Origin of the sequence: Streptomyces sp. NPDC046900 (assembly GCF_040644975.1) — a bacterium.
Taxonomy (GTDB): domain Bacteria; phylum Actinomycetota; class Actinomycetes; order Streptomycetales; family Streptomycetaceae; genus Streptomyces.
This window is the reverse complement of sequence record NZ_JBEYXD010000105.1, coordinates 1-23,725: the sequence shown is the minus strand read 5'-3', so window position 1 is coordinate 23,725 and position 23,725 is coordinate 1. Positions and strand designations below refer to the sequence as shown.

24 protein-coding genes are annotated in these 23,725 nt (G+C 69.0%); 19 read left to right on the top strand and 5 right to left on the bottom strand.

Going from position 1 to position 23,725, the window contains the following annotated elements; genetic code table 11:
- Positions 1–426: PhoU domain-containing protein (locus ABZ904_RS44570; protein ID WP_360999266.1), on the top strand; the 426-nt coding region annotated here is incomplete at its 5' end.
- Positions 427–524: 98 nt separating this feature from the next.
- Here the strand turns inward: ABZ904_RS44570 and ABZ904_RS44565 are convergent.
- The 4 genes from ABZ904_RS44565 to ABZ904_RS44550 all read right to left on the bottom strand — a co-directional run bounded on the left by ABZ904_RS44565 (position 525) and on the right by ABZ904_RS44550 (position 3,514).
- A complete protein-coding gene (locus tag ABZ904_RS44565) occupies positions 525–902 on the bottom strand; it encodes a toxin Doc (RefSeq protein ID WP_361003818.1) in 378 nt (125 codons plus the stop codon).
- A gap of 3 nt (positions 903–905) precedes the next feature.
- Positions 906–1,157, bottom strand: a complete 252-nt coding sequence (locus ABZ904_RS44560; RefSeq protein WP_359408643.1) for a hypothetical protein — start codon at positions 1,155–1,157, stop codon at positions 906–908.
- A 517-nt stretch (positions 1,158–1,674) separates the two neighbouring features.
- Positions 1,675–2,052, bottom strand: coding sequence for a hypothetical protein (locus ABZ904_RS44555; RefSeq protein WP_359408641.1), 378 nt, complete (start codon positions 2,050–2,052; stop codon positions 1,675–1,677).
- A gap of 481 nt (positions 2,053–2,533) precedes the next feature.
- On the bottom strand, positions 2,534–3,514 hold the full coding sequence (locus ABZ904_RS44550; protein WP_361003814.1) for a questin oxidase family protein: 981 nt from the start codon (positions 3,512–3,514) through the stop codon (positions 2,534–2,536).
- An 854-nt stretch (positions 3,515–4,368) separates the two neighbouring features.
- On the opposite strand from ABZ904_RS44550, the gene ABZ904_RS44545 reads away from it, so the two are divergent.
- The 10 genes from ABZ904_RS44545 (at position 4,369) to ABZ904_RS44500 (ending at position 15,672) form a co-directional block, all read left to right on the top strand.
- A complete protein-coding gene (locus ABZ904_RS44545; protein WP_361003811.1) occupies positions 4,369–5,397 on the top strand; it encodes a LacI family DNA-binding transcriptional regulator in 1,029 nt (342 codons plus the stop codon).
- Positions 5,398–5,510: 113 nt separating this feature from the next.
- Positions 5,511–6,782: an extracellular solute-binding protein gene (locus ABZ904_RS44540; protein WP_359408632.1), complete on the top strand. Its 1,272-nt coding sequence runs from the start codon at positions 5,511–5,513 to the stop codon at positions 6,780–6,782.
- 6 nt (positions 6,783–6,788) lie between these two features.
- Entirely contained in the window at positions 6,789–7,751 is a 963-nt protein-coding gene (locus ABZ904_RS44535; protein WP_359408630.1) for a sugar ABC transporter permease, read from the top strand.
- 1 nt (position 7,752) lies between these two features.
- Positions 7,753–8,646, top strand: coding sequence for a carbohydrate ABC transporter permease (locus ABZ904_RS44530; protein WP_359408627.1), 894 nt, complete (start codon positions 7,753–7,755; stop codon positions 8,644–8,646).
- Positions 8,647–8,652: 6 nt separating this feature from the next.
- Positions 8,653–9,726 (top strand): glycosidase, encoded by a 1,074-nt coding sequence (locus tag ABZ904_RS44525; protein WP_361003805.1) that lies wholly within the window; start codon positions 8,653–8,655, stop codon positions 9,724–9,726.
- Positions 9,723–10,949: a Gfo/Idh/MocA family oxidoreductase gene (locus tag ABZ904_RS44520; RefSeq protein ID WP_361003803.1), complete on the top strand. Its 1,227-nt coding sequence runs from the start codon at positions 9,723–9,725 to the stop codon at positions 10,947–10,949. Before ABZ904_RS44525 ends, ABZ904_RS44520 begins: the two co-directional genes overlap by 4 nt.
- Positions 10,946–12,652, top strand: coding sequence for a glycoside hydrolase family 13 protein (locus tag ABZ904_RS44515; RefSeq protein ID WP_361829809.1), 1,707 nt, complete (start codon positions 10,946–10,948; stop codon positions 12,650–12,652). Before ABZ904_RS44520 ends, ABZ904_RS44515 begins: the two co-directional genes overlap by 4 nt.
- Positions 12,649–14,025 (top strand): phosphomannomutase/phosphoglucomutase, encoded by a 1,377-nt coding sequence (locus tag ABZ904_RS44510; protein ID WP_361003797.1) that lies wholly within the window; start codon positions 12,649–12,651, stop codon positions 14,023–14,025. The genes ABZ904_RS44515 and ABZ904_RS44510 overlap by 4 nt, the downstream gene beginning before the upstream one ends.
- Before the next feature lie 230 nt (positions 14,026–14,255).
- Positions 14,256–15,308 carry an aldo/keto reductase gene (locus ABZ904_RS44505; protein ID WP_361829807.1) on the top strand — a complete coding sequence of 351 codons (1,053 nt, stop codon included), beginning with the start codon at positions 14,256–14,258 and terminating at the stop codon, positions 15,306–15,308.
- A gap of 145 nt (positions 15,309–15,453) precedes the next feature.
- The gene (locus ABZ904_RS44500) at positions 15,454–15,672 is read left to right on the top strand and encodes a hypothetical protein (RefSeq protein ID WP_361003792.1); all 219 of its coding nucleotides are present in this window, start codon (positions 15,454–15,456) and stop codon (positions 15,670–15,672) included.
- Here the strand turns inward: ABZ904_RS44500 and ABZ904_RS44495 are convergent.
- Positions 15,654–16,184, bottom strand: coding sequence for a GNAT family N-acetyltransferase (locus tag ABZ904_RS44495; protein WP_361003788.1), 531 nt, complete (start codon positions 16,182–16,184; stop codon positions 15,654–15,656). The two genes, ABZ904_RS44500 and ABZ904_RS44495, sit on opposite strands and share 19 nt — an antisense overlap.
- A gap of 265 nt (positions 16,185–16,449) precedes the next feature.
- Between ABZ904_RS44495 and ABZ904_RS44490 the strand changes: the two genes are divergently transcribed.
- The 8 genes from ABZ904_RS44490 to ABZ904_RS44455 all read left to right on the top strand — a co-directional run bounded on the left by ABZ904_RS44490 (position 16,450) and on the right by ABZ904_RS44455 (position 23,564).
- Positions 16,450–17,520, top strand: a complete 1,071-nt coding sequence (locus tag ABZ904_RS44490; protein WP_361003785.1) for a PP2C family protein-serine/threonine phosphatase — start codon at positions 16,450–16,452, stop codon at positions 17,518–17,520.
- Positions 17,521–17,708: 188 nt separating this feature from the next.
- Entirely contained in the window at positions 17,709–18,602 is an 894-nt protein-coding gene (locus tag ABZ904_RS44485) for an aminoglycoside phosphotransferase family protein (protein WP_361003782.1), read from the top strand.
- Between the two features lie 520 nt (positions 18,603–19,122).
- Positions 19,123–19,464, top strand: a complete 342-nt coding sequence (locus ABZ904_RS44480; RefSeq protein WP_359408597.1) for a metalloregulator ArsR/SmtB family transcription factor — start codon at positions 19,123–19,125, stop codon at positions 19,462–19,464.
- The gene (locus ABZ904_RS44475) at positions 19,461–21,185 is read left to right on the top strand and encodes a SulP family inorganic anion transporter (RefSeq protein ID WP_361003778.1); all 1,725 of its coding nucleotides are present in this window, start codon (positions 19,461–19,463) and stop codon (positions 21,183–21,185) included. Before ABZ904_RS44480 ends, ABZ904_RS44475 begins: the two co-directional genes overlap by 4 nt.
- Complete coding sequence (locus ABZ904_RS44470; RefSeq protein WP_359408591.1) at positions 21,182–21,589, top strand: pyridoxamine 5'-phosphate oxidase family protein; 408 nt, start codon at positions 21,182–21,184, stop codon at positions 21,587–21,589. The genes ABZ904_RS44475 and ABZ904_RS44470 overlap by 4 nt, the downstream gene beginning before the upstream one ends.
- Positions 21,589–22,014, top strand: a complete 426-nt coding sequence (locus ABZ904_RS44465) for an ATP-binding protein (protein WP_359408588.1) — start codon at positions 21,589–21,591, stop codon at positions 22,012–22,014. The genes ABZ904_RS44470 and ABZ904_RS44465 overlap by 1 nt, the downstream gene beginning before the upstream one ends.
- 34 nt (positions 22,015–22,048) lie before the next feature.
- Positions 22,049–22,372 carry an anti-sigma factor antagonist gene (locus ABZ904_RS44460; RefSeq protein ID WP_361003774.1) on the top strand — a complete coding sequence of 108 codons (324 nt, stop codon included), beginning with the start codon at positions 22,049–22,051 and terminating at the stop codon, positions 22,370–22,372.
- Between the two features lie 841 nt (positions 22,373–23,213).
- A complete protein-coding gene (locus ABZ904_RS44455; protein ID WP_359408582.1) occupies positions 23,214–23,564 on the top strand; it encodes a metalloregulator ArsR/SmtB family transcription factor in 351 nt (116 codons plus the stop codon).
- Positions 23,565–23,725 lie beyond the last annotated feature (161 nt).

Genomic DNA, 23,725 nt, shown 5'->3' with positions numbered 1-23,725 from the left:
GCGGATCTGGAGCGGGCCGGCGACCTGGCGCAGCACGTGGCCAAGCTGGCCCGGCGGCGCTCCCCTGATTGCGCGATACCTGGTGACCTGCACAGTACGATCCTCGAAATGGGTCAGCTGGCACAACGGCTGATGGCCAAGGCGGCCGACGTCATCGGCTCCAAGGACGTTGAGAAGGCCCTGCAGTTGGAGCACGACGACGACCGCATGGATGAGCTGCATCGCACGCTTTACCAGCATCTGCTGGACCAGCGCTGGACGCACGGGGTCGAGACGGCAGTCGACGTGACCCTGGTGGGCCGCTACTACGAACGTTTCGCCGACCACGCGGTGTCAGTGGCCAGGCGTGTGGTCTACCTGGTCACCGGCGAATACACGGATGAGCTCACCCCGCCTCCCAACGTGGTCCCGGACGACCTCGCATAACCTGCGCAAGCAGCGTCAGGTCCCTTCATCGCTGTGACGGCAGGAGCGGTCTGCGTGAGGGGGCTCGGCAGTGGCCTGTCGTCTGTGTCCGTCGAGCGTCAGATGCGCCAGGAGCGGATCCTGTCGGCGGCGCCGAACACGTTGTCCTTACCGGCGATGAGGTCCTTGCACAGTTCGACGAGTTCGCCGTAGGGGGCGTCGAGGCCCTCGCCGCCGGCGTGCATGTAGGCGAGGGTGACGGCGCACGCGTAGCGGACGTTGAGGGAGGGTAGCGGCCGCAGCAGGAGCAGGGTGTGCAGCAGCGCGGCCGCGCGCCAGGACGCGTCCGGGTCGACGCCGAGGCGGGGCGGGTCGACACGGTGGCGTGCCACGGCCGCGACGAGCGCCGAGAAGTCGCTGATGTGGGGCTGGTCGGGGAGGGCCACTTCATGCTGGTGCAGGAGCCAGCGGACATCGATGTGGATGGCGGGTGCCATTGCTCAGGCAGCCCTGCCCGCCACGCCCGTATCCGGACCGTCGTCGATGCCCGCGGCGGCGATGGCATCGGCCAGCGCGGGGTCGGCGAAGACCCGCTGGAAGACTTCGGCGCCGTCCTTGAGGGCCCGGTGGTGGGCGATCGCATCGGCGGTGGACGCCCTCACGAACGTCTTCATCGGCACGCCCTGCTCCTTTGCGATCGCCCGGAGGTCCTCGAGCTCCGCATCGGAGAATTCCACGTTGAGTGCTGCCATGCGGGTAAGGCTACCGCTCGGGTACCCGGGATTCAATCACCGCAGGTCAGAGTGACCATCCTGGGTACCCGAGGGGTACGTCGCGGAGCCGGGTTCAAGAGATGGGGATCCCTTGAACGCGCTGGAGAGGCGGCGCCAGACACTTTCCGCGCCAACGCGACGAGCGGGAGCGATCACGTGGGCAGGCCAGCCGGGGAGCGAGGCGCAATCGCGCGAACCGGAAGATCGCCCGGCCTGTCAGGTTTGGGGGTAACAATGCTCGCGCAGAGTTTGCCGGCGCCCGGCGAGCCACATTCGGTGGCGCAGGCCCTGGCCGTGGCAGTGCACTGGTGGCCGCCAACGCCCGCCCCGGGCTGGTTCCACAATGGTTCCGGGAAGGCTGGGACGTTCTGGATCTGCTCGCTGCCTGGATGGCCGGTGGGCAACTCCCCAACCATGAGGAGAAGTTCGGCGCCATGCGATGAGCGGCCGCCCTTCCGGTAGCTCTGTGCCAGCCCCCCGCGACCCCCACTTCACATCAGCTACGTCGGGAGCGTGTTGCGGCGATGGCCCGAGCCAGGTCGAACGCCGCTGCCGGATGGCGATGCTTCGTCCCGAGCTCTGCACCGCACCACAGGCCGATCGGCTGGAACTGGTCCAGCGCGGCGTTGTAGCACTGCGCCTCGACCAGGTGGTGAGCCCGCGGATGGCGCAGCCGTGGCAGGCGCTCGTCGTGGTCGGGGACTTGGTTGAGTGACCGGGCGACGCTCTCCAATGAATCCTTGGCCACACGTGAGGACGGCAGCGGGGCATGGCCGGACCGGTGGGCGAGCTCGTCCAGGGCGAGCAGGCAGATACCGGCAAGGGGACTGCCGGTAGGCGCCCGGTGCGCCGCGCGTTCGGTGAAATCCATCATCAGCCTGTAGGTCCCGGCCCATTTGTCACACCGGTACTGCAGTGCCTGCCAGTGCCCCCTGTAGTAGTGGGGAGCGTGCGGAGAGCTCCAACCAGAGCTGCTGGAACTTGTCGTGCTCGAAACGCAGTCCACGAGCGACGGTGACCATCACGAGCCACGACCCAGGGTCGTGGGATGCGAGCGGGGCCGCCCTCTCGGCCGCGTCCAACGCCTCCCTGAGCAGGAGTATGAAGCGGGCCATGCGGTTGGCGGAGATGGTGTGTACATATCCGCTGCCCCGCACCGCCCAAGCGCAGGATCCCGGGGCCGCCCGGTACGCAGCCGCATGCGCAATCGGACCCCCTGGCTGCACAGCAGCGATGTTGCGCACCCGTCTGTTGCACAGGGCTGAACGCATGTGGTCGGCTCGCCCCTGAGCCCGACCAAACAGCCGTCACCCTGCCTCCCCGCTGATGTGGGGGTGACTTCGTGACGACTCTGGCTAGACCAGCGGTTCGCTCAGGTCGATGGAGCGCAGTGCTGCCGACAGTGCGCGTTCGTCCCCGACATCGAGGGCTGTGTCGGTCAATTTGATGACGTGTTCGTCGCCGTGCGCCAGGGCCCGTTCGAAGACCTCTTCGGGGGTGTGGGTGCCTGGTGGGGTGTAGGCGACGGGGGTGTCGGGTGCGTACGTCGCGGTCACTGCTGCGGATGCCGTCCAGGCGGCCCGCAGGCTCGGTACCCATAGGGCATGCGGGAGGGCAGGCAGGGAGCGCAGCACGGCATTGGGAGCTGTGGCCGCGTGAACCAGCATGGTCTGCTCGCCGTGGCCGTGGGTGGCGTACCGGTGCGTGGCCGCCCGCACCAGTTCGGTGAGGCGGCGTCGCGCCTCGTGCGGGTCCGTGACCGCGGTCGCCCATACCGGCAGGCCCGTGACACGGCCGAGCCGGGAGGGGAAGTTCCCCTCCCGTGTCGTGATGGGTGGCACCGTGTCCAGGGCGGCGGCTGCGCTGTCGGCGCCGGGCAGCGAGGCAAGGTCTGCGACAGGGTGGTAGCGGGCGGCCCAGTAGCCAAGGCCATGGGCGAGCTCGGTCAGACGTGGTTCGGTGCCGTCGTCCGTCAGCAGAGTGCGCACGGCATGGCCCACCCGGATCACGGGGTGGGTAGAGCCGCCATACATGCCGGGCAGAAGACGGGGCCACCACTCGGCGAGTACGTCGCGCCAGGGGCGCTCGGCGATCTCTCGGCCGAAGTAGCCGATCCAGTCCGCAGCGCGACGTGAGTCGCCCAGCGCGAAGCGCCAGTTGGCGGCTGTGACCGGCTCGACGCCGAGCGGGAACTCCTCGAGCTTGCGACTGTACGCATCGAGCCAGTCGGCCGTCGACAAGGGTGGCCTGCCCGCGTCATTCCGCCCGCAGTTGAGTCCGTAGTCGTCCAATGAGGGGGCGTGGACCTGACCCACCCGATCGCTGCGCCCGACCACAACTCGAAAGGCTTTGGAGACCCCCCTACCGGACGGGCACCCGGCAATCGCCGCTGCCCGCATCCCGAACAAGCGACCAGAGCACGCCCGACGCCCCTGAGCAGAATTCACGCGGTGGATCGAGGTTGACAGGTGGAGCCCCGTGCGGGTGTCCTGTCCCGCCTGGTTGGGGTGATTCAGCAGGTCGTATGCCGGACGAGATGACACGCGGGTCATGGGACTTGGCCCGCTCGACTCGACTGGCTCGACCTTCCTTTTCGAAGGGCTTCCGCCCGCCTCCGGTTCCGGCATAGCTCAAGGGTTGTAATTCCCGTACATGCGTGGAGATTTGGACTTCCCCTCCTCGAGTGCGGTTTTCGCGAAACCGGATGAATTGCCGTCGGATTTTCTTGCGTCGTCCGGCTCCTTCTGCCCTTCCGGCGTGCACAGAAATGCAGTTTGAACTTGATTCAATTCTCGCGAGATGGATGCGCGGCCGCTCGGCGGCCCCTGCGCGAGTGGATGGGGTGTCAACCCCCGTGCGGACGAGGTGCCGACCTGACGTCGGCGGCGAGTGGCGGGTGCCTGCCACTGACGTCACCCAAGGCCGACATATCGGAACAATAGGGCGAAGAGTATTAATGGGGTAACTCCATGGGGGCGCTTGACTTAACGGAAGGTGGCGTTAAAGGTGGGACCCGCCATTTAAACCGGTTCAAATCCCGGCCGACTTCTGCCACCTGTGGCGCTGTGGCTGGGACAACTCGTTCCTGGTATCGGGGCCGCGCCGTCCAGACGGCCGTGAGGCCTGCGTGCGGGGAACGTGAACCGGTCAGACATTGCAGCCCTCGACCGGCAGAAACTGGAGTGCGCAGATGGCCCGTCGTCCCACGATCGCGGATGTGGCGCAGTTGGCCGGGGTGTCCCGTGCGACGGTTTCCTTCGTCCTCAACAACCGCCCCGGTGTGGCGCTCGCCACGCAGCAGCGCGTCCAGTCGGCGGCCGAGGAACTGGGGTGGACCCCGAGCCGTAGCGCGCGGGCGCTGTCCACGGGGCGGGCACGTGCCGTCGGCCTCGTACTGACCCGCGAACCCGACCTGATCGGCACCGATCCGTTCTACCCGGCGTTCATGGCGGGCATCGAGGCGGTGATCTCCGAGACCGGCGACGGTCTGATGCTGCAGATGAGCCGGCCCGGCGACGAGATAGAGACCTACCGCAGGCTCGCAGCCGACCGGAGGGTCGACGGCGTCTTCCTCACCGACCTGCGCCTGGACGATCCACGGCCGGGACTGGTCACAGAGCTCGGCCTGCCCGCAGTCGCTGTGGGCGCAGTGGAAGCAGACACCGACCTGCCGACGGTGAACCTGGACGATCGTCCCGCCGTCCGCAGCGCCGTGCACCACTTGATCGAACAGGGACACCGCGACATCGCCTACGTGGCCGGTCCCGAGGAGTTCGTGCACGCACGGCGCCGCCGCCAGGCATGGGCTGAGGCGCTTGCCGACGCGGGCCTGCCCTCCGGCACGTCACTGCCCGGAGGATTCACCGCCGAGGGAGGGGCACAGGCGACTCATGCGCTGCTGGCCCGGCCTACTCCTCCCACCGCCATCATCTACGGCAACGACCTGTCGGCCACGGCCGGTATGGCGGTCGCCCAGGATGCGGGCCTGCGGCTCCCCGACGACCTCTCGATCGTCGGCTTCGACGACGTCTCCTTGGCCTCCTGGACCAGCCCCACGCTGACGACGTGCCGCGCCAACCCGGCCTCCTGGGGGTGGGCGGCCGCCAAGGCGCTGGTGGAGTTCATCGAGCGAGGCACCACATCTGACGTGGAGCTGGACCCGGCCACGCTGGTGATTCGCGGGTCGACCGGCCCCGCCCCCGTCCGCGGGGGTCGATGACCGCCGGCGGCGGTCCCCAGTCCTTCCTTCCCTTCCTTCAGCAAGGCGGCCGGCGGAAGCCCAACGATGTCGTGCCCGCCGACGGATTACCCCTCTAAGAAACGGAACCTCCAATGAAGAAGGCCCTCCTCGTCATGCTGCCGGTGGCCGCTGTGACGCTGACCGCGTGCGGCAGCGGATCGGACACCGGTAGCGCCGGCAACAACGCCCGTGGCCCGATCACGGTCTGGTACTCCAACAACGCTCAGGAAGTCGCGTGGGGCAAGAGCATGGTGGCGGCCTGGAACGCCGCTCACCCCAAGGAGAAGGTGAGCGCGCAGGAGATTCCCGCCGGCAAGAGCTCCGAGGAGGTCATCGGCGCGGCTATCACCGCAGGTAACGCGCCGTGCCTGGTTCTCAACACCGCTCCGGCGGCCGTGCCCGGCTTCCAGAAGCAGGGCGGTCTGGTCGCGTTGGACGACTTCCCCGACGGCAAGCAGTACCTGCAGTCCCGTGTCGGCGACCGCCTCGCGCAGTACGCGTCGCCGGACGGGAAGTACTACCAGATGCCGTGGAAGAGCAACCCGGTGATGATCTTCTACAACAAGGAGCTCTTCAAGAAGGCCGGGCTGGACGCAGAGCACCCCAAGCTGGCCAGTTACCAGGACTTCCTGAACACCTCGCGCAAGCTGGTCAAGAGCGGGGTGGCCAAGTCCGCCATCTGGCCCGCGCCGACGTCGGAGTTCTACCAGTCCTGGTTCGACTACTACCCGCTGCTTGCGGCGCAGACCGGCAAGCAGCTCGTCGAGGACAACAAGGCCCAGTTCGACTCGCCCGAGGGCATCAAGGCCGCCGAGCTGTGGAAGACCATGTACTCCGAGGGCCTGGCTCCCAAGGAGAGTTACAACGGCGACGCCTTCGCTGAGGGCAAGTCCGCGATGGCCACCGTCGGTCCCTGGGCCATCTCCGTCTACGGCGACAAGGTCAAGTGGGGCGCCGTGCCCGTGCCGACCGCCGACGGTGCGCCCGGCAAGGGCACCTTCAGCGACGAGAAGTCCATCGGCATGTACACCTCATGCAAGAACCGGGCGACCGCCTGGGACGTCATGAAGTTCGCCACCAGTAAGGAGCAGGACGGCAAGCTCCTGGACGCCACCGGCCAGATGCCGATGCGCCAGGACCTGACGTCCGCCTACCCGTCCTACTTCGCTTCCCACAAGGACTACGAGGCCTTCGCGCAGCAGGCTGAGCACACCATCGAAGCGCCGAACGTGCCGAACTCGGTCGAGATCTGGCAGACCTTCCGCGACGCCTACACCAAGGCCGTCATCTTCGGTAAGGGCGACCTCACCGCCACCTTGAAGGACGCCGCCGGCAAGGTCGACAAGCTGGCCGAGAACCAGTGACCCGCCATGTCATCCACCACCCATGACTCCCACCGCCCCAGGCATGCCCAGCCCGGGTCCGGAACGACACCAGCGGGGCGGATGCGGCAGTGGCGGTTGCGGCTCGGCGGGCACCAGCCCATCGGCATGCTGTTCGTCTCGCCGTACCTGCTCTACCTGGCCGCGATCTTCGTGTATCCACTCGGGTTCGCCGTGTGGATGTCCTTCCACGACTACTTCTTCGCCGCCCCCGGTGTACAGGTCGACCGGCCCTTCGTGGGGCTGGACAACTACACCGCGGTACTCACCGACCCCGACGTGTGGCGCTCCTTCTCCAACATCGCGGTCTTCCTCGTCATCAACGTGCCGCTCACGACGGTCGCCTCACTGGTCCTCGCCAGCGCACTGAACAAGAAGATCCGGTTTCGATCCTTCTTCCGGACCGCGTACTACATCCCCTACATCACGGCCAGTGTCGCGGTCGTGGGCGTGTGGCTGTTCCTGTTCAACACCAACGGTCTGGTGAACCGGGCACTCGGGCCGCTGGCTCCGGATCCCTCGTGGCTGGTGAACTCCCATCTGGCGATGCCCGTGGTCGCGGTCTTCGTCGCCTGGAAGCAGCTGGGCTTCTTCGTGGTGCTGTACCTCTCGGCTCTGCAGAACGTGCCCAACGAGCTGTATGAGTCGGCGGCCCTCGACGGCGCCGGACGGTTCCGCACGTTCCGTTCCATCACGGTCCCCGCGGTACGACCCGCCACGCTTCTGGTGCTGATTCTGGCGACTGTCACAGGAGCCAATCTGTTCACCGAGCCCTACCTGCTCACCAGTGGCGGCGGGCCGGACGGCGCCACCACCTCTCCCGTCCTGCTGATGTATCAGCGAGGTCTCCAACAGGGGCATCCCGATCAGGCCGCCGCCATCGGCGTGATCCTCGTCGTGCTGATCACCGGCATTTCGCTCGTCTACCGCCGCTTCTTGGAGAGGGACTGAGATGACCACCAACGTCGCAGCTCCCTCCCGCGAGAAGCGTCGGCGGAAAGCGAACGCCACGGGAACCCGCCCCAGGTCTATCGGGTCGAAGATCGCACTGCTCATCGGTGCGTTCGCCTTCCTCTTCCCCTTCTACTACATGATCATCGGGTCCCTGCAGAAGCAGCCCGACTCCAGTCCGGCCGGGGCCTTCCCCGACCCGGGGAACCTGAGCCTGCACAACTACACCGCGATCAACTCAGCCATCTCGCTGGGACGCTCGCTGGTGAACTCGGGGATCTTCACCGGTGGAGTGATCATCTGCACCACCGTCTTCGGGCTCCTCGCCGGCTACGCACTGGCCCGCCTGCAGTTCCGGGGCCGGGGTTCGACCTTCGCCCTTGTCCTGCTCGTTCAGGTCGTCCCGTTCCAGCTGCTGATGATCCCTCTGTACGTACTGATCGTCCGCGACTACGGCCTGGCCGACTCGTACCTGGGCATGATCCTGCCGTTCGCGATCAACACCAGCGCCGTCTTCATCTTCCGCCAGTTCTTCCTGCAACTGCCCGCCGCCATGTTCGAGGCGGCCCGCATGGACGGAGCCAGCGAACTGCAGATCCTGTTCCGCATCGCGGTGCCCCTCTGCAAGCCGGCCCTGTTCTCGGTGGTGCTCCTCAGCTTCACCGGCCCGTGGAACGAGTTCCTGTGGCCGTTCCTGGTCACCAAGCGGCAGGACATGCAGCCGCTGGCCGTCTCCCTTGCCAACTACATCAGCACCGTCTCGTCGGCCGCCGCCAACCCGTTCGGCGCCATCCTCGCCGGGGCCTGCGTACTGGCGGCACCCGCAGTGGCGCTCTACATCGTCTTCCAGCACCGCTTCACCTCCACCGACATCGACTCAGCAACGAAGGGCTGAACCCCCGTGACCCACAGCACCACCACCCCCATCCCCTACCGCCTCACCCGGGTCGGCGTCGTGATGTCACCGCTTCCCGGCGAGGCCAACGAGGTCGAGGGTGTGCTCAACCCCGCCTCCGGCCGCACCCCCGACGGCAGGCTCCACCTGCTGCCGCGGCTGGTCGCGCAGGGCAACGTCTCCCGCGTCGGGCTCGCCGAGGTGATCGTCGAGAACGGCGTGCCCACCGGCGTCGAGCGCCGCGGCGTGGTCCTCGCGCCCGATGCGGGATGGGAGCGCGGCAAGAACAACGCCGGTGTGGAGGACCCGCGCACCACCTGGATCGAGGCCCTGGGCCGGCACGTCATGTCCTATGTGGCCTACGGCCCGCTCGGCCCCAAGCCGGCCCTCGCCGTCTCCGAGGACCTGGTGAACTGGGAGCGCCTCGGCCCGATCCAGTTCGAGTACCAGCCCGATCTGGACACCGACCTCAACCTCTTCCCCAACAAGGACGTCGTGCATTTCCCCGAGCCCGTTCCGGGCCCGGACGGTGAGATGTACTTCGCGATGCTGCACCGCCCGATGTGGGACCTGGGCTGGTTCCGCCCTGGTGAGGGTGTGCACCTGCCCGCCGGCGTGAGCGACGAGCGGCCCGGCATCTGGATCTCCTACGTCCCCGTCGACGAGGTCAAGCAGGACATCCGCGCGCTGACCCGGCCGCGTCACCACCGCTTGGTCGCCCTGTCCGAGCACTCCTGGGAGGAGCTCAAGATCGGTGCCGGCCCGGCTCCGATCCGGGTCGAAGAGGGCTGGCTGCTCATCCACCACGGTGTCTCCGGCAGCATCGAGGACCCGTTCGCGCAGGTGCAGACGGTCCACTACGCGGCCGGTGCGATGATCCTCGACCCCGCGGACCCGGCCACGGTGCTCTCGCGTACCACCGAGCCGCTGATGGCTCCGGAGACCGAGGAGGAGCGTTCCGGCACCGTGCCGAACGTGGTCTTCCCGACTGCCATCGAGGAGATCGACGGCGTGCGGTACGTCTTCTACGGCATGGCTGACGCGCACATCGGCGTGGCCCGCCTGGACCGGGCCGAGTGACCGCCATACCCGAGGCGGGCTTCGGGCTGGCACTGGTCGGCTGCGGCGGCTTCGGCGCGTATGTCCTGGACGCGGTGCACGACATCCCCGGCCTGCGGGTCGTCGTGTGCGCCGACCCCGACCGTGACCGGGCCCGAGCGCTCGCCGAACGGCACGGCGCGGACGTCTGCACGAGCGTCGAGGAGGCGGTGGCGCGTCCGGGGGTCGACGTGGTGGCCCTGGCCACCCCGCCGGCCGCCCACGCGGATGCGGCCGTAATAGCCCTGCGCGCGGGCAAGCACGTCTTCTGCGAGAAGCCGGTCGCCGTCAGTCTCGCGGCCGCCGCCCGCGTCGCCGAGGAGGCGGACCGCGCATCCGGCGTGTTCGTCGTCGATCACGTGCTGCGCTACAACCCGATCCTGCGGCTGCTCCAGCGGCTCGGCGGGGAGGGGTTGCTGGATCCGCTGCGGCGGTTCGCCTTCGAGAACGATGCCTCCGACGAGGACCTGGGCCCGGACCACTGGTTCTGGGACCCGGCGCGCAGCGGCGGCATCCACATCGAGCACGGCGTGCACTTCTTCGACGCGGCGAGCGCCCTGATGGGCAGTGATCCGGTCGAAGTGCAGGGCATGGCGGTGCGGCGACCCGGTGGCCCGGTGGACATCGTGGTGGCCACCGCCACCCACCCCCGCGGGAGCGTGGCGACCCACACGCACTCCTTCACCCACGCCCACCGCGCCGAGCGGCAGTTGATGCGCCTGGACTACGGCTTCGCCGAAGCCCGGGTCACCGGCTGGATCCCCACTTTCGCGACGGTCACCGCCTGGACCGACGAGGCGGGCGCCTCCCGCTGGGAGCGGCTGCCCGAGCGGGCGGACGACCTCCTTGCGGTACCCGGGTTGCGTCCGCACGGGCAGGAGCGGATCACGGTGTCGGTGGCCCGCGGGGCCGGTTCGGACCGTCCGGCCTCCGGCCGCGGGATCAGGCGCGTCGTCCCGCATCGGGTCGACTGCGTGATCGACCTGGGCGGCGAGACGCGCAAGCCCTACATCTATACCGAGAGCGTGCGGGCGGCCATGACCGACCTGCTGCACTGCGCGGCGCACGGCGGCACCCCCCTGGCCGGCGTCCGCGCCGGACTGGCCGCCGTCGCGGTGGCGGAGGCAGCGACCCGGTCGGCGCAGACCGGGCGCACGCTGCCCGTGACCATCCCGTCCCCCTCGGCCGCTGAAGGATCCGGATGACCACGCGCGCAACCCCCGATGCGGGCAACCCCGTCCCGAACGCGGCCGTGGTGGGGCCCGCGACGGGCGGATCAGGCGGAGCGGACCGTGCCGTCCCGTGGTGGCGGGACGCCGTCTGCTATGAGATCTACCCCCGCGCCTTCGCCGACAGCGACGGCGATGGTGTCGGGGACTTGGCCGGTGCCACAGCGCGGCTGGGGTACCTGCGGACACTGGGTGTCGACGCAGTGTGGATCACTCCGTTCTACCCCTCGCCATTGGCGGACGGCGGCTACGACATCGCCGACCACACCGGTGTCGCACCCGACCTCGGTGGCCCGGCCGACTTCGTCGCCCTGGTGGAGCGGGCCCACGCGCTGGGCACCAAGGTCCTGGTGGACCTGGTCCCCAATCACACCTCCGACCTGCACCCCTGGTTCCGCGAGGCAGTCGCCGCCGAGCCGGGGTCGCGGGCCAGAGAGCGCTACATCTTCCGGCCGGGCCGCGGCGAGCACGGTGAACTGCCCCCGAACGACTGGCAGTCGGCGTTCGGCGGTCCTGCCTGGACCAGGGTCGACGAACCGGACGGCAGCCCCGGCGAGTGGTACCTGCACTTGCACGCGCCGCAGCAGCCCGACCTGAACTGGCGAAACGACGAGGTCGTCGCCGACTTCGAGCGGATCCTGAAGCACTGGCTGGACCGCGGTGTCGACGGCTTCCGGGTCGATGTCGCCCACACCCTGTTCAAGGCGGACGGCCTGCCCGACGCCGGCCCCGGCCAGCACCAGGACATCCACCGCAACCACCTGATGCCCTACTACGACCAGGAGGAACTGCACCCGTTGTTCCGCGACTGGCGCGCCCTGCTGGACAGCCATCCGGCGCCCGCCGGTGCGGTGGCCCCTGGGGAACGGGTGATGGTGGCCGAGGCCGCGATCTTCGCCCCCGAGCGGCTGGCACGCTACGTGAGCCCCGGCGAGATGCAGCAGACCTTCAACTTCGCCTTCCTCGAGGCGCCGTGGGACGGGGCGGCGATGCGGGATGTGGTCGAGGAGTCCGTCACCACCATGCAGGCGGTGGGGGCCCCGGTCACCTGGGTGCTCTCCAGCCACGACGCAGTCCGGCCGGTCACCCGCTACGGCGGCGGCCAGGTCGGTGAGCGGCGTGCCCGGGCCGCGGCGCTGCTGATGCTCGCGCTGCCCGGCGCAGCCTACGTCTACCAGGGCGAAGAGCTCGGCCTTCCGCAGGTTGAACTCCCCGACGACCGGCTGCGCGACCCGCTGTGGGAGCGCTCAGGACACCGGGAGCGCGGCCGGGACGGCTGCCGGGTGCCGCTGCCCTGGGAGGGCGATGCCGCCCCGTACGGCTTCAGCACTGCCGCCCCCGAGGACTGCTGGTTCCCTCAGCCCGCCGACTGGGCCGGGCTGACCGTCCGGGCCCAGGAGGACCACGGCGACTCCATGTTCGCGCTGTACCGAAGAGCGCTGCGACTGCGGCGCGGCCACCCGGCCTCGGATGCCGCGCTGAAGCTGGACGGTCCCGACAGCGGCGAGTGGTTCGGCTTCGAACGCGGTGCGGGGCTGAGGTGCGTGGTCAACTTCGGCTCCGAACAGCTGCCGCTGGAGAACGATGCCGAAGTGCTGCTGTCCAGCGCGCCACTGGAAGGACGGACGATCCCGCAGGACACGACCGTTTGGATGATCTTCAAGGAGTGCAACCAGTGAACGACAGGCCCAGTCTTGACCTTTCCGGCCTGGTGAAGGCCTACGACGTCCGTGGCACCGTCCCCGACCAGCTCGACGAGGACCTCGCCCGGCTGTTCGGCGCGGCCTTTGTCGAGACGACCGGCGCGGACGCGATCGTCATCGGCCACGACATGCGCCCCAGCTCCCCGGGCCTGGCGCGCGCCTTCGCGAACGGCGCTGCCGAGCGGGGCGCCGATGTGACCGAGATCGGTCTGTGCTCCACCGACGGGCTGTACTTCGCCAGCGGCAAGCTGCAGCGGCCCGGCGCGATGTTCACCGCCAGCCACAACCCCGCCCGGTACAACGGCATCAAGATGTGCCGAGCCGGCGCCACACCGGTCGGCCAGGACACCGGGCTGCGGGAGATACGCGCATTCGTGGAGCGTTGGTCCATCGGTCGGGCACTGCCCGCGACCAGCCGCACGCCGGGCGCCCTCACCCAGCGGGACATGCTCGGCGACTACGCCGCCCATCTCTTGGGGCTGGTGGACCTCTCCACCATCCGCCCGCTGAAGATCGTGGTGGACGCGGGCAACGGCATGGGAGGCCTCACCACCCCTGCGGTCTTCCGCGACCTGCCGGTGGAGGTTGTCCCGATGTACTTCGAGCTGGACGGCACCTTCCCCAACCACGAGGCCAACCCGCTGGACCCGAAGAACATCGTCGATCTTCAGCACAAGGTGCGGGAGACCAAGGCCGATCTGGGCCTCGCCTTCGACGGTGACGCCGACCGCTGCTTCGTGGTCGACGAGCGGGGCGAAGCCGTCTCGCCATCCACCGTCACCGCCCTCATCGCGGCCCGGCTGCTGGCCGACCACCCGGGAAGCACCGTCATCCACAACCTGATCACCTCCCAGGCGGTGCCCGACGTGGTGCGCGAACACGGGGGCATCCCAGTCCGCACCCGAGTGGGACACTCCTTCATCAAGGCCGAAATGGCGCGCACCGGAGCGGTGTTCGGCGGCGAGCACTCGGCGCACTACTACTTCCGCGACTTCTGGTTCGCCGACAGTGGGATGCTGGCAGCCTTGCATGTGATCGCCGCTCTTGGCGGTCAGCAGGGACCGCTGTCCGCGCTGGTCGAACAGTACGGGCGATACGCGGCGTCCGGCGAGATCAACAGCGTTGTCCCCGATCAGCAGCGCACGCTGGCCAAGGTCCGCGACACCTTCGCCGGACGGGACGGAGCGGTCGCCGACGAGCTCGACGGACTGACGATCAGTGCCACCGACTGGTGGTTCAATCTCCGCCCCTCCAACACCGAGCCACTGCTTCGGCTCAACGTGGAGGCGTCGGACGCAGACACCATGGCCCGGCTGCGCGACGAGGTGCTGGCGATCGTCCGCACCTGAGGACACGCGGCGGCGAGGCATGTCCGGTCGGACAGCATCTGAGCGTCGATGCACGGTCAACCGAAGCGCAGGGCAAGGAGCTTGAGGTGGCGCTGCGGGATGGTGGCTACCGCCTCGGGCGTCCCTGACAACGCGGCCCGGCGTAAGCTCCCCGTGCCCTTGCGGTCAAGTGCACTCCAAGTCCTAGGCTGAGGCTCCCAACCTGCCCCCGCCTGAGACGGAGCACCGGAATGCGCTATCGAGTCCTCGGCAAGACGGGTATCGAGGTCAGCACCCACTGCCTGGGCACGATGATGTTCGGTGCCGTCGGCAACGCCGACCACGAGGACAGCCGTCGCATCATCCACGCTGCGCTCGATGCCGGCATCAACTTCGTGGACACCGCCGACATGTACTCGGCCGGCGAATGCGAGGAGATCGTCGGCAAGGCGCTCAAGGGCCGACGCGACGACGTCGTGCTCGCCACGAAGGTGCATTTTCCACTGGGGGAGGGGCGCAACCGCAGCGGCAACTCGCGCCGCTGGATCCTCAAGGCCGTCGAGGACAGTCTGCGGCGCGTGGACACGGACTGGATCGACCTCTACCAGGTGCACCGTCCTGACCACACCACCGACATCGAGGAGACGCTGTCCGTCCTCAGTGACCTGGTGAGGGCGGGCAAGATCCGGACGTTCGGCTGCTCCACGTTCCCCGCCGAGGACCTTGTCGAGGCTCACCATGTGGCGGAGCGGCGCGGATTGATGCGGCTGCGCACGGAGCAGCCGCCGTACTCGATTCTCGCGCGCGGCATCGAACGGTCTGTGCTGCCTGCCGCGCAGCGCCTGGGCATGGGAGTGCTGACCTGGTCACCGCTCGCCTCGGGGTTTCTGTCCGGCGCCTACCGCGAGGGCCGGCCCGTCGACCTCACCACCGGCCGCGCCAAGCTCACTCCGCACCGCTTCGACCCCGCAGTCCCGGGCAACGCCGCGAAGCTCGCGGCCGTCGAGCAACTCGTCACTCTCGCTGAGGAGGTGGGCTGCACCCTCCCGGAACTGGCCGTCGCCTTTCCGCTGGTGCACCCGGCCGTCACGTCGGTGATCATCGGTCCGCGCACCATGGACCAGCTCACCTCGCTGCTCAAGGGAGCTGACCTGCTGCTCGACGACGCGGTGCTCGACCGTATCGACGAGATCGTGGCACCTGGCACCGATCTCTATCGCGCCGACGGCGTCTGGCAGCCACAGTCGCTCACCGAGCGCGCGGCGCGCAGGCGCCCGGCGGGGGAGCGGGCGGCCGCGGACTGAGCCTGTCGTACGAGGGTTCGGGCACGGGCAGGTCCACAAGCCTGCCCGATCCCTGTTCCGGCGCTGGCGGCGGAACGGCACCCGGAAGCGGATCTTCGAGCGGTAGCAGGCTGAGGCTGACGCGAAGGGCCTGATCACGTGGGATGTGAGCGTCGATTCCACGATCGCCCGCGCCCTCCAGCACGCCGCCTGGGGCCCCGGAAAGGTGTACGGATCCCGCGCGAACCGCGTCTACCTGCGGAGTTACGGCATCCGCTGCATGATCCCGGAGAAGGCCTACGAGGTTCGCAACCGCAAGAAGCTCAGTCCCGCGGAGGGCTGTAACCGGCACAGTCGCACCACTGCCTACAGAGTGATCCAGTAGCGGCGCTTGATGCCCGCGTCAGTTGTGCGGACATCTTCCAGGACACCACCGTTGCGTTCGATGCTGCGTGCCGACCCGATGTTGTCGTCGTCGCAAGTGACGAGGACTCGGTCCAGGCCGAGCGCACGGGCCTCAGGTAGAACCGCCCCGAGAGCCCACGTTGCCAGGCCGCGTCTCCGGAAGGAGGGTCGGATGCTGTACCCGATGTGCCCGCCGACGTCGAGCAGAAGGGCGTTCAGGTAGTGCCGCAGATCAATGGCTCCCAGGTAGCTGTCTCCCTCGGTGATCCACCAATGGGTGGCATGGACGCGCTCTTCTCCCACGGCAACCGACCTGTCCGACTGCTGTCGCAGTCGTTCGACCCACTCCGAGAAATCCTCGGGGCTGTTGAGGTCGGCATCAGGCGCGAGACGCAGGCCTGCCCCGTCGTGGTGGGCACCTGGAGGCCACTCGTCACGCGCTGCGAGCCATGAGGATTGCAGCCGGCCTGTGGGCGCGATCAGTTCAGGCATGCGGCCGACGCTAGCACTCGTTCGTCCTCCGTGATCATATTTTGCGGTGGTCCGGAGCCACGGCTGCGTGCCGTCATACCGCGTGGGACGTGATCATCAACGACCTTGATCCCTTTGCGAGGGGCAGCAGGATGTGCCCCAGGAGCGAACGTGAGCGGAGATGGGGCTCCCGACTCCGTCTGTGGACGTCGCGTGCCGTGGGACGTCTCGGTGACAGCATGGATATATGGCTGCAAAGCGGAATGGGTGGCAAGGTCGCTCGGCCGTGCACGCGAGCCACGCACTCCTCGTGATCCCGCTCGGCCTGATCGTTGTGATCGTGTCTGCCGATGTCCTGACCGACCAGCAGTCCCAGCTGGGCCCATTGTTGGTTGTCGCTCCTGCCGTCACCGCGTCCTTCGCCGGCCCCCGCCTCACGGGGCTCATGGGTGTCCTGGCCGTGGCGGGCCAGGTCATCGGGCCTCTCATCGAGGGCCCCGGCATCACTCCGGGACTCCAGATCCAGCTGATCGGCATTGCGGTGGTCTCCGGGTTCCTGGTCGCTCTGCGCGCCGTGGGCGATCTGCGCGAGCAGCAGCTCGCACAGACACGCTCCGTCGCAGCGGCCGCACAGGAAGTCCTGATACAACCGCTTCCCCGGTGTTGCGGACGGCTGCACATGGCCACCGACTACATCGCCGCGGAGCTGGAGGCGCAGATCGGCGGCGACCTGTACGCGGCCACCCGTGCCGACGGCGCGACCCGCGTGATCATCGGCGATGTCCGGGGCAAGGGGCTGCCCGCGATCAAGGACACCTCCCTCTTGCTCGGTGCCTTCCACGGCTCCGCCTACTGCAACTACTCACTGCTGGATCTGGTGATGCACCTGGGGAACGCCATGCACTGGAGTTGGGACGCGGCCGCCGAAGACGACCCCGAGATCGGCGAGTCCTTCGTGACCGCGCTGCTCCTGGACTTCCCCGACGACCTCGACCAGGTGAAGACGATCAGCTGCGGCCATCCCCCGCCCCTGCTGCTCCACAACGGCCACGTCAGCCCCCTGGAGGCGAGCAGTCCAGGACTCCCGCTGGGCATCACCGCGCCCTCAGAAGACCAGTACACGGTCGACACCTTCGGCTTAGAAATCGGCGACGTCCTGCTCCTCTACACCGACGGCGTCATTGAGGCTCCCGACCCGAACGGCACCTTCTATCCGCTCGCCCAGCGGATCGCGGCCTGGGACGGCACAGGTGGCCCCGAACGCCTCGTCCGGCACGTGCACGAAGACCTGCTGAACCACGTCCACGGACCCCTCGGTGACGATGCCGCCCTCATCGCCATCCAACGCCTTCCCTGACGGGCGGAGCGCTGGGCTACACCCGCCGGCGGCGTGTATCCCGACCAAACTTGCTGGTCAGGGGCCGATTTCCGCTAGCATGGCGGCGCCAGGGATTCGAACCTGAGAAGGCTGAGCCCGCAGACTTACAGCCTGTTGGCCGCAACCGTCGGTGGGCGGACCGGCTACGTACTGGCAAGATCGGGATCGTGATCGAGGTTCCCACAGATTTCGCGACCGCGGCAGTGAACCGTGCGGGCCAGAGCGGAAAGGAGTGGGTCGACTCCTTGCCCACCCTGGTGGAGGGCCTCTGCGCACGGTGGGGCTTGGCGGTGGACGGCGCGCCACTCCACGGCCACCTGGGCCTGGTCGTCCCGGTGCAGCGTGGCGAGGAGCCCTGCGCGCTCAAGGTGTCCTGGCAGGACGCCACGACGCTGCATGAGGCGCCGGCTCTTGCCACCTGGGACGGCCGGGGGACCGTGCTGCTACTCGACCACGAGCCGGCTGCGGGAGCCATGCTGTTGGAGCGACTCGACGCCGGCCGCACCCTCTCTGACGTCGACGCCGACGAGGCAGTCACCGTCGCCGGGCTCCTGCTGCGGCGCCTGTCGGTCCCGGCCCCGCAGGGCTTTGCTCGCTTGCGAGACCTCGCCGCCGGGCTCACCGACCGCTTGAACCTTCAGTGGGAGGAGCTCGGTCGTCCCTTCCCCCGGCGTCTGGTCGATGCGGCAGCCGGCCTTGCCGTCGAGTACGGTCCCACAGCGGCCGGGCAATTGGTCAACGGCGACCTGCACTACGAGAACGTGCTGGCCGGCCACCGCGAGCCGTGGCTGGTCATCGACCCCAAACCGCTCACCGGCGATCCCGAGTACGCGGTGGCACCTTTGATCTGGCGGCGGTTCGCGGACATGGACGGGGTTGCCGGCATCCGAACCCGCCTGGCAGCCCTCGGCGAGGCGGCCGACCTCGATTCCGACCGGGTCCGCGCCTGGACGCTGGTGCGCACGGTGGACTACTGGCTGTGGGCCCTGGGGATCGGCCTGACCGAGGATCCGCAGATGTGTCGGACCGTCGCCGAGGCCGTCTTCCCCACCCTCCGCTGATCAATGTCGACCGCTCGACCGAGGTTGCACCAGTCCGGAGCGGAGCAGATCGACCCGCGGAACACCAGGTCGGGTTTTGCAAAGGTCGGATCCGGACCGAACCTCGCCTCAGTACGTCCGGGGCGCGGGTGCAGCCGGTCGTGAAAGGGGCCCGTGCGCGTGAGGGCCGCGGCGCGGGGCGAGGCGAAGGACGTAGAGCACCGCGCTGTTGTTGGCGGACGCAGATGATCAGTGCTGGGGGAGCTGTCGCGCCTCCCATGAGATGACCTGTCCGACGGGCGCGGAGACCACCTCTGACATCTGCCGGGTGCTGGTGGGCGCAGTGCGTTGAGGTCCGGCGTGGTCAGGAGAGCCTGATGTCGTCCCTCCCCACCGGTGTGGGACCGGCGCGGCGGCAACCGGATGCGGAATTGCAAAATTTCGCAATTGGTTAGATGCTGTATTGGCTGTGTCTGCAGGTAGCCGCAGGCACAGCCTTTCGCTGCCCCGGGACGGGGCTTGTCGGGGAAGCCGAGGGGTTGTGTCCGTTCCGCTGTACCAGGCCAAGGCCGAGTTCTTCCGGATGCTGGGGCATCCCGTACGGATACGGGTGCTGGAGCTGCTGCAGGACGGACCGATGCCGGTACGGGAACTGCTCGCCGCGATCGAGGTGGAGCCCTCTGGTCTGTCGCAGCAGCTGGCCGTGCTGCGCCGCTCCGGGATCGTCACGTCGGCCCGTGAGGGCTCGACCGTCGTATACGAGCTGGCCGGCGGAGACGTGGCCGATCTGATGAAGGCGGCACGCCGGATCCTGACCGAGATGCTGGCCGGAAAGGGCGACCTGCTGGCCGAGCTGCGGGAAGCCGAGGTCGCCGCGCGATGACCTCGCAGATCAGCCGAGTGTGGGCCAGGATCGCACTGCTGCTGCCCGGCCGCGCCGATCTGGCGGAGATTCGGCGTGACCCGCGCCGGGACCTGCTGGCCGGTCTGACCGTCGCAATTGTGGCGCTGCCACTGGCGCTCGGCTTCGGGGTCTCGTCCGGGCTGGGCGCTGAGGCGGGTCTGGCGACCGCGGTGGTCGCGGGCGCGCTGGCGGCGGTCTTCGGCGGATCGAATCTGCAGGTGTCCGGGCCCACCGGCGCGATGACCGTGGTCTTGGTGCCGATCGTCGGCCAGTACGGGTCGGGCGGGGTACTGACCGTCGGGCTGATGGCCGGCGTGATGCTGGTCGCGCTGGCCGCGCTCAAGGCCGGGAAGTACATGCAGTACGTGCCCGCGCCGGTCGTGGAGGGCTTCACCCTCGGTATCGCCTGCGTGATCGGCCTGCAGCAGATCCCGAACGCCCTCGGCGTGCGCAAGCCGGAGGGCGACCAGGTGCTCGTGGTGACCTGGCGGGCCATCGCGGAGTTCGCCAAGGCCCCGAACTGGACGGCAGTCGGCTTCGCGGTCGCCGTCGCCGTGGTCATGCTGGTCGGCGCCCGTCTCCGGCCGACCATCCCCTTCTCGATCGTCGCGGTCATCGCCGCGACGATCACGGCCCAGCTCGCCCACCTGGACGCGGCGACGCCGATCGGTGACCTGCCCTCCGGGCTGCCCGTGCCGTCCCTGGCCTTCCTCGACCCCGGATCCTTGGGCACCCTGCTCGCCCCGGCGGTTGCCGTCGCCGCCCTTGCCGCCCTGGAGTCGCTGCTGTCGGCGTCGGTCGCCGACGGCATGACGGTCGGCCAGAAGCACGACCCGGACCGGGAACTCTTCGGCCAGGGCCTCGCGAACATCGCCGCCCCGCTGTTCGGCGGCGTCCCGGCGACCGGGGCGATCGCCCGCACCGCCGTCAATGTCCGCACGGGTGCGAGCTCCCGCCTGGCCGCCCTCACCCACGCCGCGATCCTCGCTGTGATCGTCTTCGCCGCGGCGCCGCTGGTCTCCAGGATCCCGCTCGCCGCGCTGGCCGGAGTCCTGCTCGCCACCGCGATCCGCATGGTCGAGGTCGGTTCGCTGAAGGCAATGGCCAGGGCGACCCGCTCCGACGCCGTCATCCTCACCCTCACCGCGGCCGCGACGCTGGCCCTGGACCTGGTCTATGCGGTGATCATCGGCCTTGTCGTGGCCGGTGCTCTGGCCCTGCGCGCCGTCGCCAAGCAGGCCCGCTTCGACCAAGTGCCGCTGGACCGGGGCGATCACAGCGCCGAGGAGCACGCCCTGCTGGCCGAGCACATCGTGGCCTACCGGATCGACGGCCCGTTGTTCTTCGCCGCCGCCCACCGCTTCTTGCTGGAGCTGACCGAGGTGGCGGACGTACGCGTCGTGATCCTGCGCATGTCGAGGGTGTCGACGATGGACGCCACCGGCGCCCTCGTTCTGAAGGACGCGGTTCAGAAACTGCACCGGCGAGGCATCACCGTCCTCGCCTCCGGCATACGGCCCGGCCAGCGCCAGGTCCTGGACTCGGTCGGCGCGCTCGACCTGTTGCGATGCGAGGGCCGAGAGCACGCCACCACCCCCGAGGCGATCCGAGCCGCCCGCGATCACCTGGAGACGGCCGGGGTCCTGACCGCCCTTCCCGTCCCCACGCCCCGAACCTCCACCGAGGAAGCCCAGCGATGAGCACCGCTCCCGCCACCCTTCGTATGGTCGAAGTCTCCGGCCCGGAGGCTCTGTGGCTGCTGGAGGGCAGCACGCTGGGACGGTTGGTGTACGCCCAACGGGACCTGACCGTGCTCCGTCCCGCGCGGCACGTGTGGGAGTACGGCCGCCTCGTGATCCGGACGCCGGCCCCTGCACCGGCGACGCCGGAGACAGCGACGTACCACGCCGACGACATCCGTACCGTGCCCGGCACCGGCTGGACGGTCACCGTCCGCGGCCCCGTCGAGGTGATCACCGACCGCGACGAGGCTGCCCACTACCGGCGCACCCTGTCCGGCTGGAGCCACGGTCCGCACGACACCCTCCTGCGCCTGCCCCCCAGAATGGTGGCCGGCTTCCGTCTCGCCCGTCCGGAGGCGTGATGACCACGCAACTGGCGACCCTGCCCTACCGGCACGTGCTCACGCTGCCCACTGAACCGTCCGCCGTCCGGATCGCCCGCGAGACGGCCGAGCAGGCCCTGGTCGAATGGGGGATCGGGCTGCGCCACCCCACCGTGGACCCGGCCCTGCTGATCCTCAGCGAGCTGGTCACCAACACCGTGCGACACGCCGCCGTCCTCTCCCCGCAGCTCACCGTGATCTACGCGGCGGGTGCGGACTGCCTGGCCTTCGCAGTCCACGACCGCCACCCCTACCAGCCCCCGCTGTACGGGGCAGTGACCGGGACTGGCGCCGGGGGCCTGGGCACCGTCGTGGAGCTCGTCCTCGACCTGGGCGGCACCGCGGTCATCCGCGGGGATGCCGACGGCCTGGGCAAGAGCATCTGGGTCACCCTTCCCCTCTGACCTCGACGAGCCGTACATGCAAGGCAGCCCCCTCATGACCATCGACTGGCACTGCACCGGCGAGGACAACCCCGGCATCCTCTCCGTCGCCGGCCATCTGGGCCCGGACGCGGTGCGCCGCTCCTCGGGTGCGATCGGCTGGGTCCTGGCCCGTGGCACCGGACCCGTGATCGTCGGCCTGCCCGGGCTGCGCAGCTGGTCGGCCGGGGGCCAGCCGGCGATCGCAGAGGCCGCCCGCCGCCTCGGCGAGGCGGACCGCAGCCTGGAGCCGGCCGCCATCCCCGCCGACGGCTCCCTCGTCCCAGCCGAAGACAGCCTGCTGATCACGGTGCACGCCTGCCGTAGCCGCGGGAGGTGAGCCAGGCGCCGACCGCGGGGATGTTGCGCAGGCAGGCGGCGGCCAGTCGTGCGCCGAGCGCTACCGCGGCGTCACGGGGTGAGGGCAGGACCAGACGGGCCACGCACGGCGCCGCACGCAGATGGCGCGGGGGGACAGGGACCAGGGGCTGCCCGGGATGAGGGTGGTGCGGTGCACGGCCGGCCGCGCGCCCCACTGCCGGGCACAGGCCGCGGCGGCCTTCTCGATGCCATCCGCTCGGCCGCGGGGGCGGGCTGCGGGGGCCACCAGAACGGAAGGATCCGGGTGCCCTGCTCCACGGCCACGCTCACGGATGTGGTGGACGACAACACGTCGATCACGACGAGACGGGCTGCCTCCGTGGCGAGATGGTCGGCTCCGGCGGCCCCCACTCAAAGCGGACCCCGGCGCCGCACTGAGCCGTCCAGTCACTCATCAACGCGCCCTCCCATACGTGATGCGAGGGTCAGCCGCGGTGGGCATCACGGACGGGCTGCGTAATCTGAGGCACCGGCCGCCGTAGGACAGTTTCAGCAGACGGTCATTGCCGGAGCGCGAGCATCCGCTGTTCTGGCCGACGGCGGCGAGGCGGCACTTGAGGCGCCATGCGGGACCTCACCCGATCCTCCACCTCACGACCTCGTGACCTCAGGAATTGTTAATGTTGGCAATTCCTGAGGTCGTCACTGCTGGATTGGGCGGCTCGGTTCCTCGCCTGCGACTTCGGCGTGGTTGGTGCCGCAGGCGAGGAGGGCCGCATGTTGTTGACGAGTAGGTGGATGCGATGCGCCGAGTTCCGGCCGGTGGGGCCGTGTTCTTGGGCCGGGGAGGCGACGGCACGATGAGTACGCCGCTGTATCAGCTGAAGGCCGAGTTCTTCAAGACGCTGGGGCACCCAGCCCGCATCCGGGTCCTGGAGCTGCTGAGCGAGCGCGAGCACGCGGTCGCCGAGATGCTGCCCGAGGTGGGCATCGAGCCCGCGCATCTGTCACAGCAGCTGGCGGTATTGCGGCGGGCGAACCTGGTGGTGACCCGCAAGGAGGGCTCGACTGTGTATTACTCGCTCACGAGCCCGTACGTCGCCGAGCTGCTCCGAGTCGCCCGCACCATCCTCTCCGGCGTGCTGGCCGGACAGGCCGAACTGCTCGCCGACCTCCAGGCCACGCAGCGGGAGGCGAAGCCGCCGTCGTAGCGACTTGCAGGCGGGAGGCGTGAAGGCCCCCCGTGGCCATGTCGGACAAGCGGATGGCTCAGGGTGTCAGGTGGTGTGGAATTGGGGGCCGTAGGTGTGGTGGGTGTGGGGGATGGGGGTTTCCATGAGTTCTACGGCGGGGGTTTGTAGGCGGTGCATGG

What these genes read in the sequence shown, in the direction of transcription:
- ABZ904_RS44565 (WP_361003818.1), bottom strand. Translation starts at nt 902, where the DNA reads ATGGCACCCGCCATCCACATCGATGTCCGCTGGCTCCTGCACCAGCAT.
- ABZ904_RS44530 (WP_359408627.1), top strand. Translation starts at nt 7,753, where the DNA reads ATGACCACCAACGTCGCAGCTCCCTCCCGCGAGAAGCGTCGGCGGAAA.
- ABZ904_RS44535 (WP_359408630.1), top strand. Translation starts at nt 6,789, where the DNA reads ATGTCATCCACCACCCATGACTCCCACCGCCCCAGGCATGCCCAGCCC.
- ABZ904_RS44495 (WP_361003788.1), bottom strand. Translation starts at nt 16,184, where the DNA reads ATGCCTGAACTGATCGCGCCCACAGGCCGGCTGCAATCCTCATGGCTC.
- ABZ904_RS44475 (WP_361003778.1), top strand. Translation starts at nt 19,461, where the DNA reads ATGACCTCGCAGATCAGCCGAGTGTGGGCCAGGATCGCACTGCTGCTG.
- ABZ904_RS44540 (WP_359408632.1), top strand. Translation starts at nt 5,511, where the DNA reads ATGAAGAAGGCCCTCCTCGTCATGCTGCCGGTGGCCGCTGTGACGCTG.
- ABZ904_RS44455 (WP_359408582.1), top strand. Translation starts at nt 23,214, where the DNA reads ATGAGTACGCCGCTGTATCAGCTGAAGGCCGAGTTCTTCAAGACGCTG.
- ABZ904_RS44505 (WP_361829807.1), top strand. Translation starts at nt 14,256, where the DNA reads ATGCGCTATCGAGTCCTCGGCAAGACGGGTATCGAGGTCAGCACCCAC.
- ABZ904_RS44470 (WP_359408591.1), top strand. Translation starts at nt 21,182, where the DNA reads ATGAGCACCGCTCCCGCCACCCTTCGTATGGTCGAAGTCTCCGGCCCG.
- ABZ904_RS44515 (WP_361829809.1), top strand. Translation starts at nt 10,946, where the DNA reads ATGACCACGCGCGCAACCCCCGATGCGGGCAACCCCGTCCCGAACGCG.
- ABZ904_RS44560 (WP_359408643.1), bottom strand. Translation starts at nt 1,157, where the DNA reads ATGGCAGCACTCAACGTGGAATTCTCCGATGCGGAGCTCGAGGACCTC.
- ABZ904_RS44460 (WP_361003774.1), top strand. Translation starts at nt 22,049, where the DNA reads ATGACCATCGACTGGCACTGCACCGGCGAGGACAACCCCGGCATCCTC.
- ABZ904_RS44545 (WP_361003811.1), top strand. Translation starts at nt 4,369, where the DNA reads ATGGCCCGTCGTCCCACGATCGCGGATGTGGCGCAGTTGGCCGGGGTG.
- ABZ904_RS44555 (WP_359408641.1), bottom strand. Translation starts at nt 2,052, where the DNA reads ATGATGGATTTCACCGAACGCGCGGCGCACCGGGCGCCTACCGGCAGT.
- ABZ904_RS44465 (WP_359408588.1), top strand. Translation starts at nt 21,589, where the DNA reads ATGACCACGCAACTGGCGACCCTGCCCTACCGGCACGTGCTCACGCTG.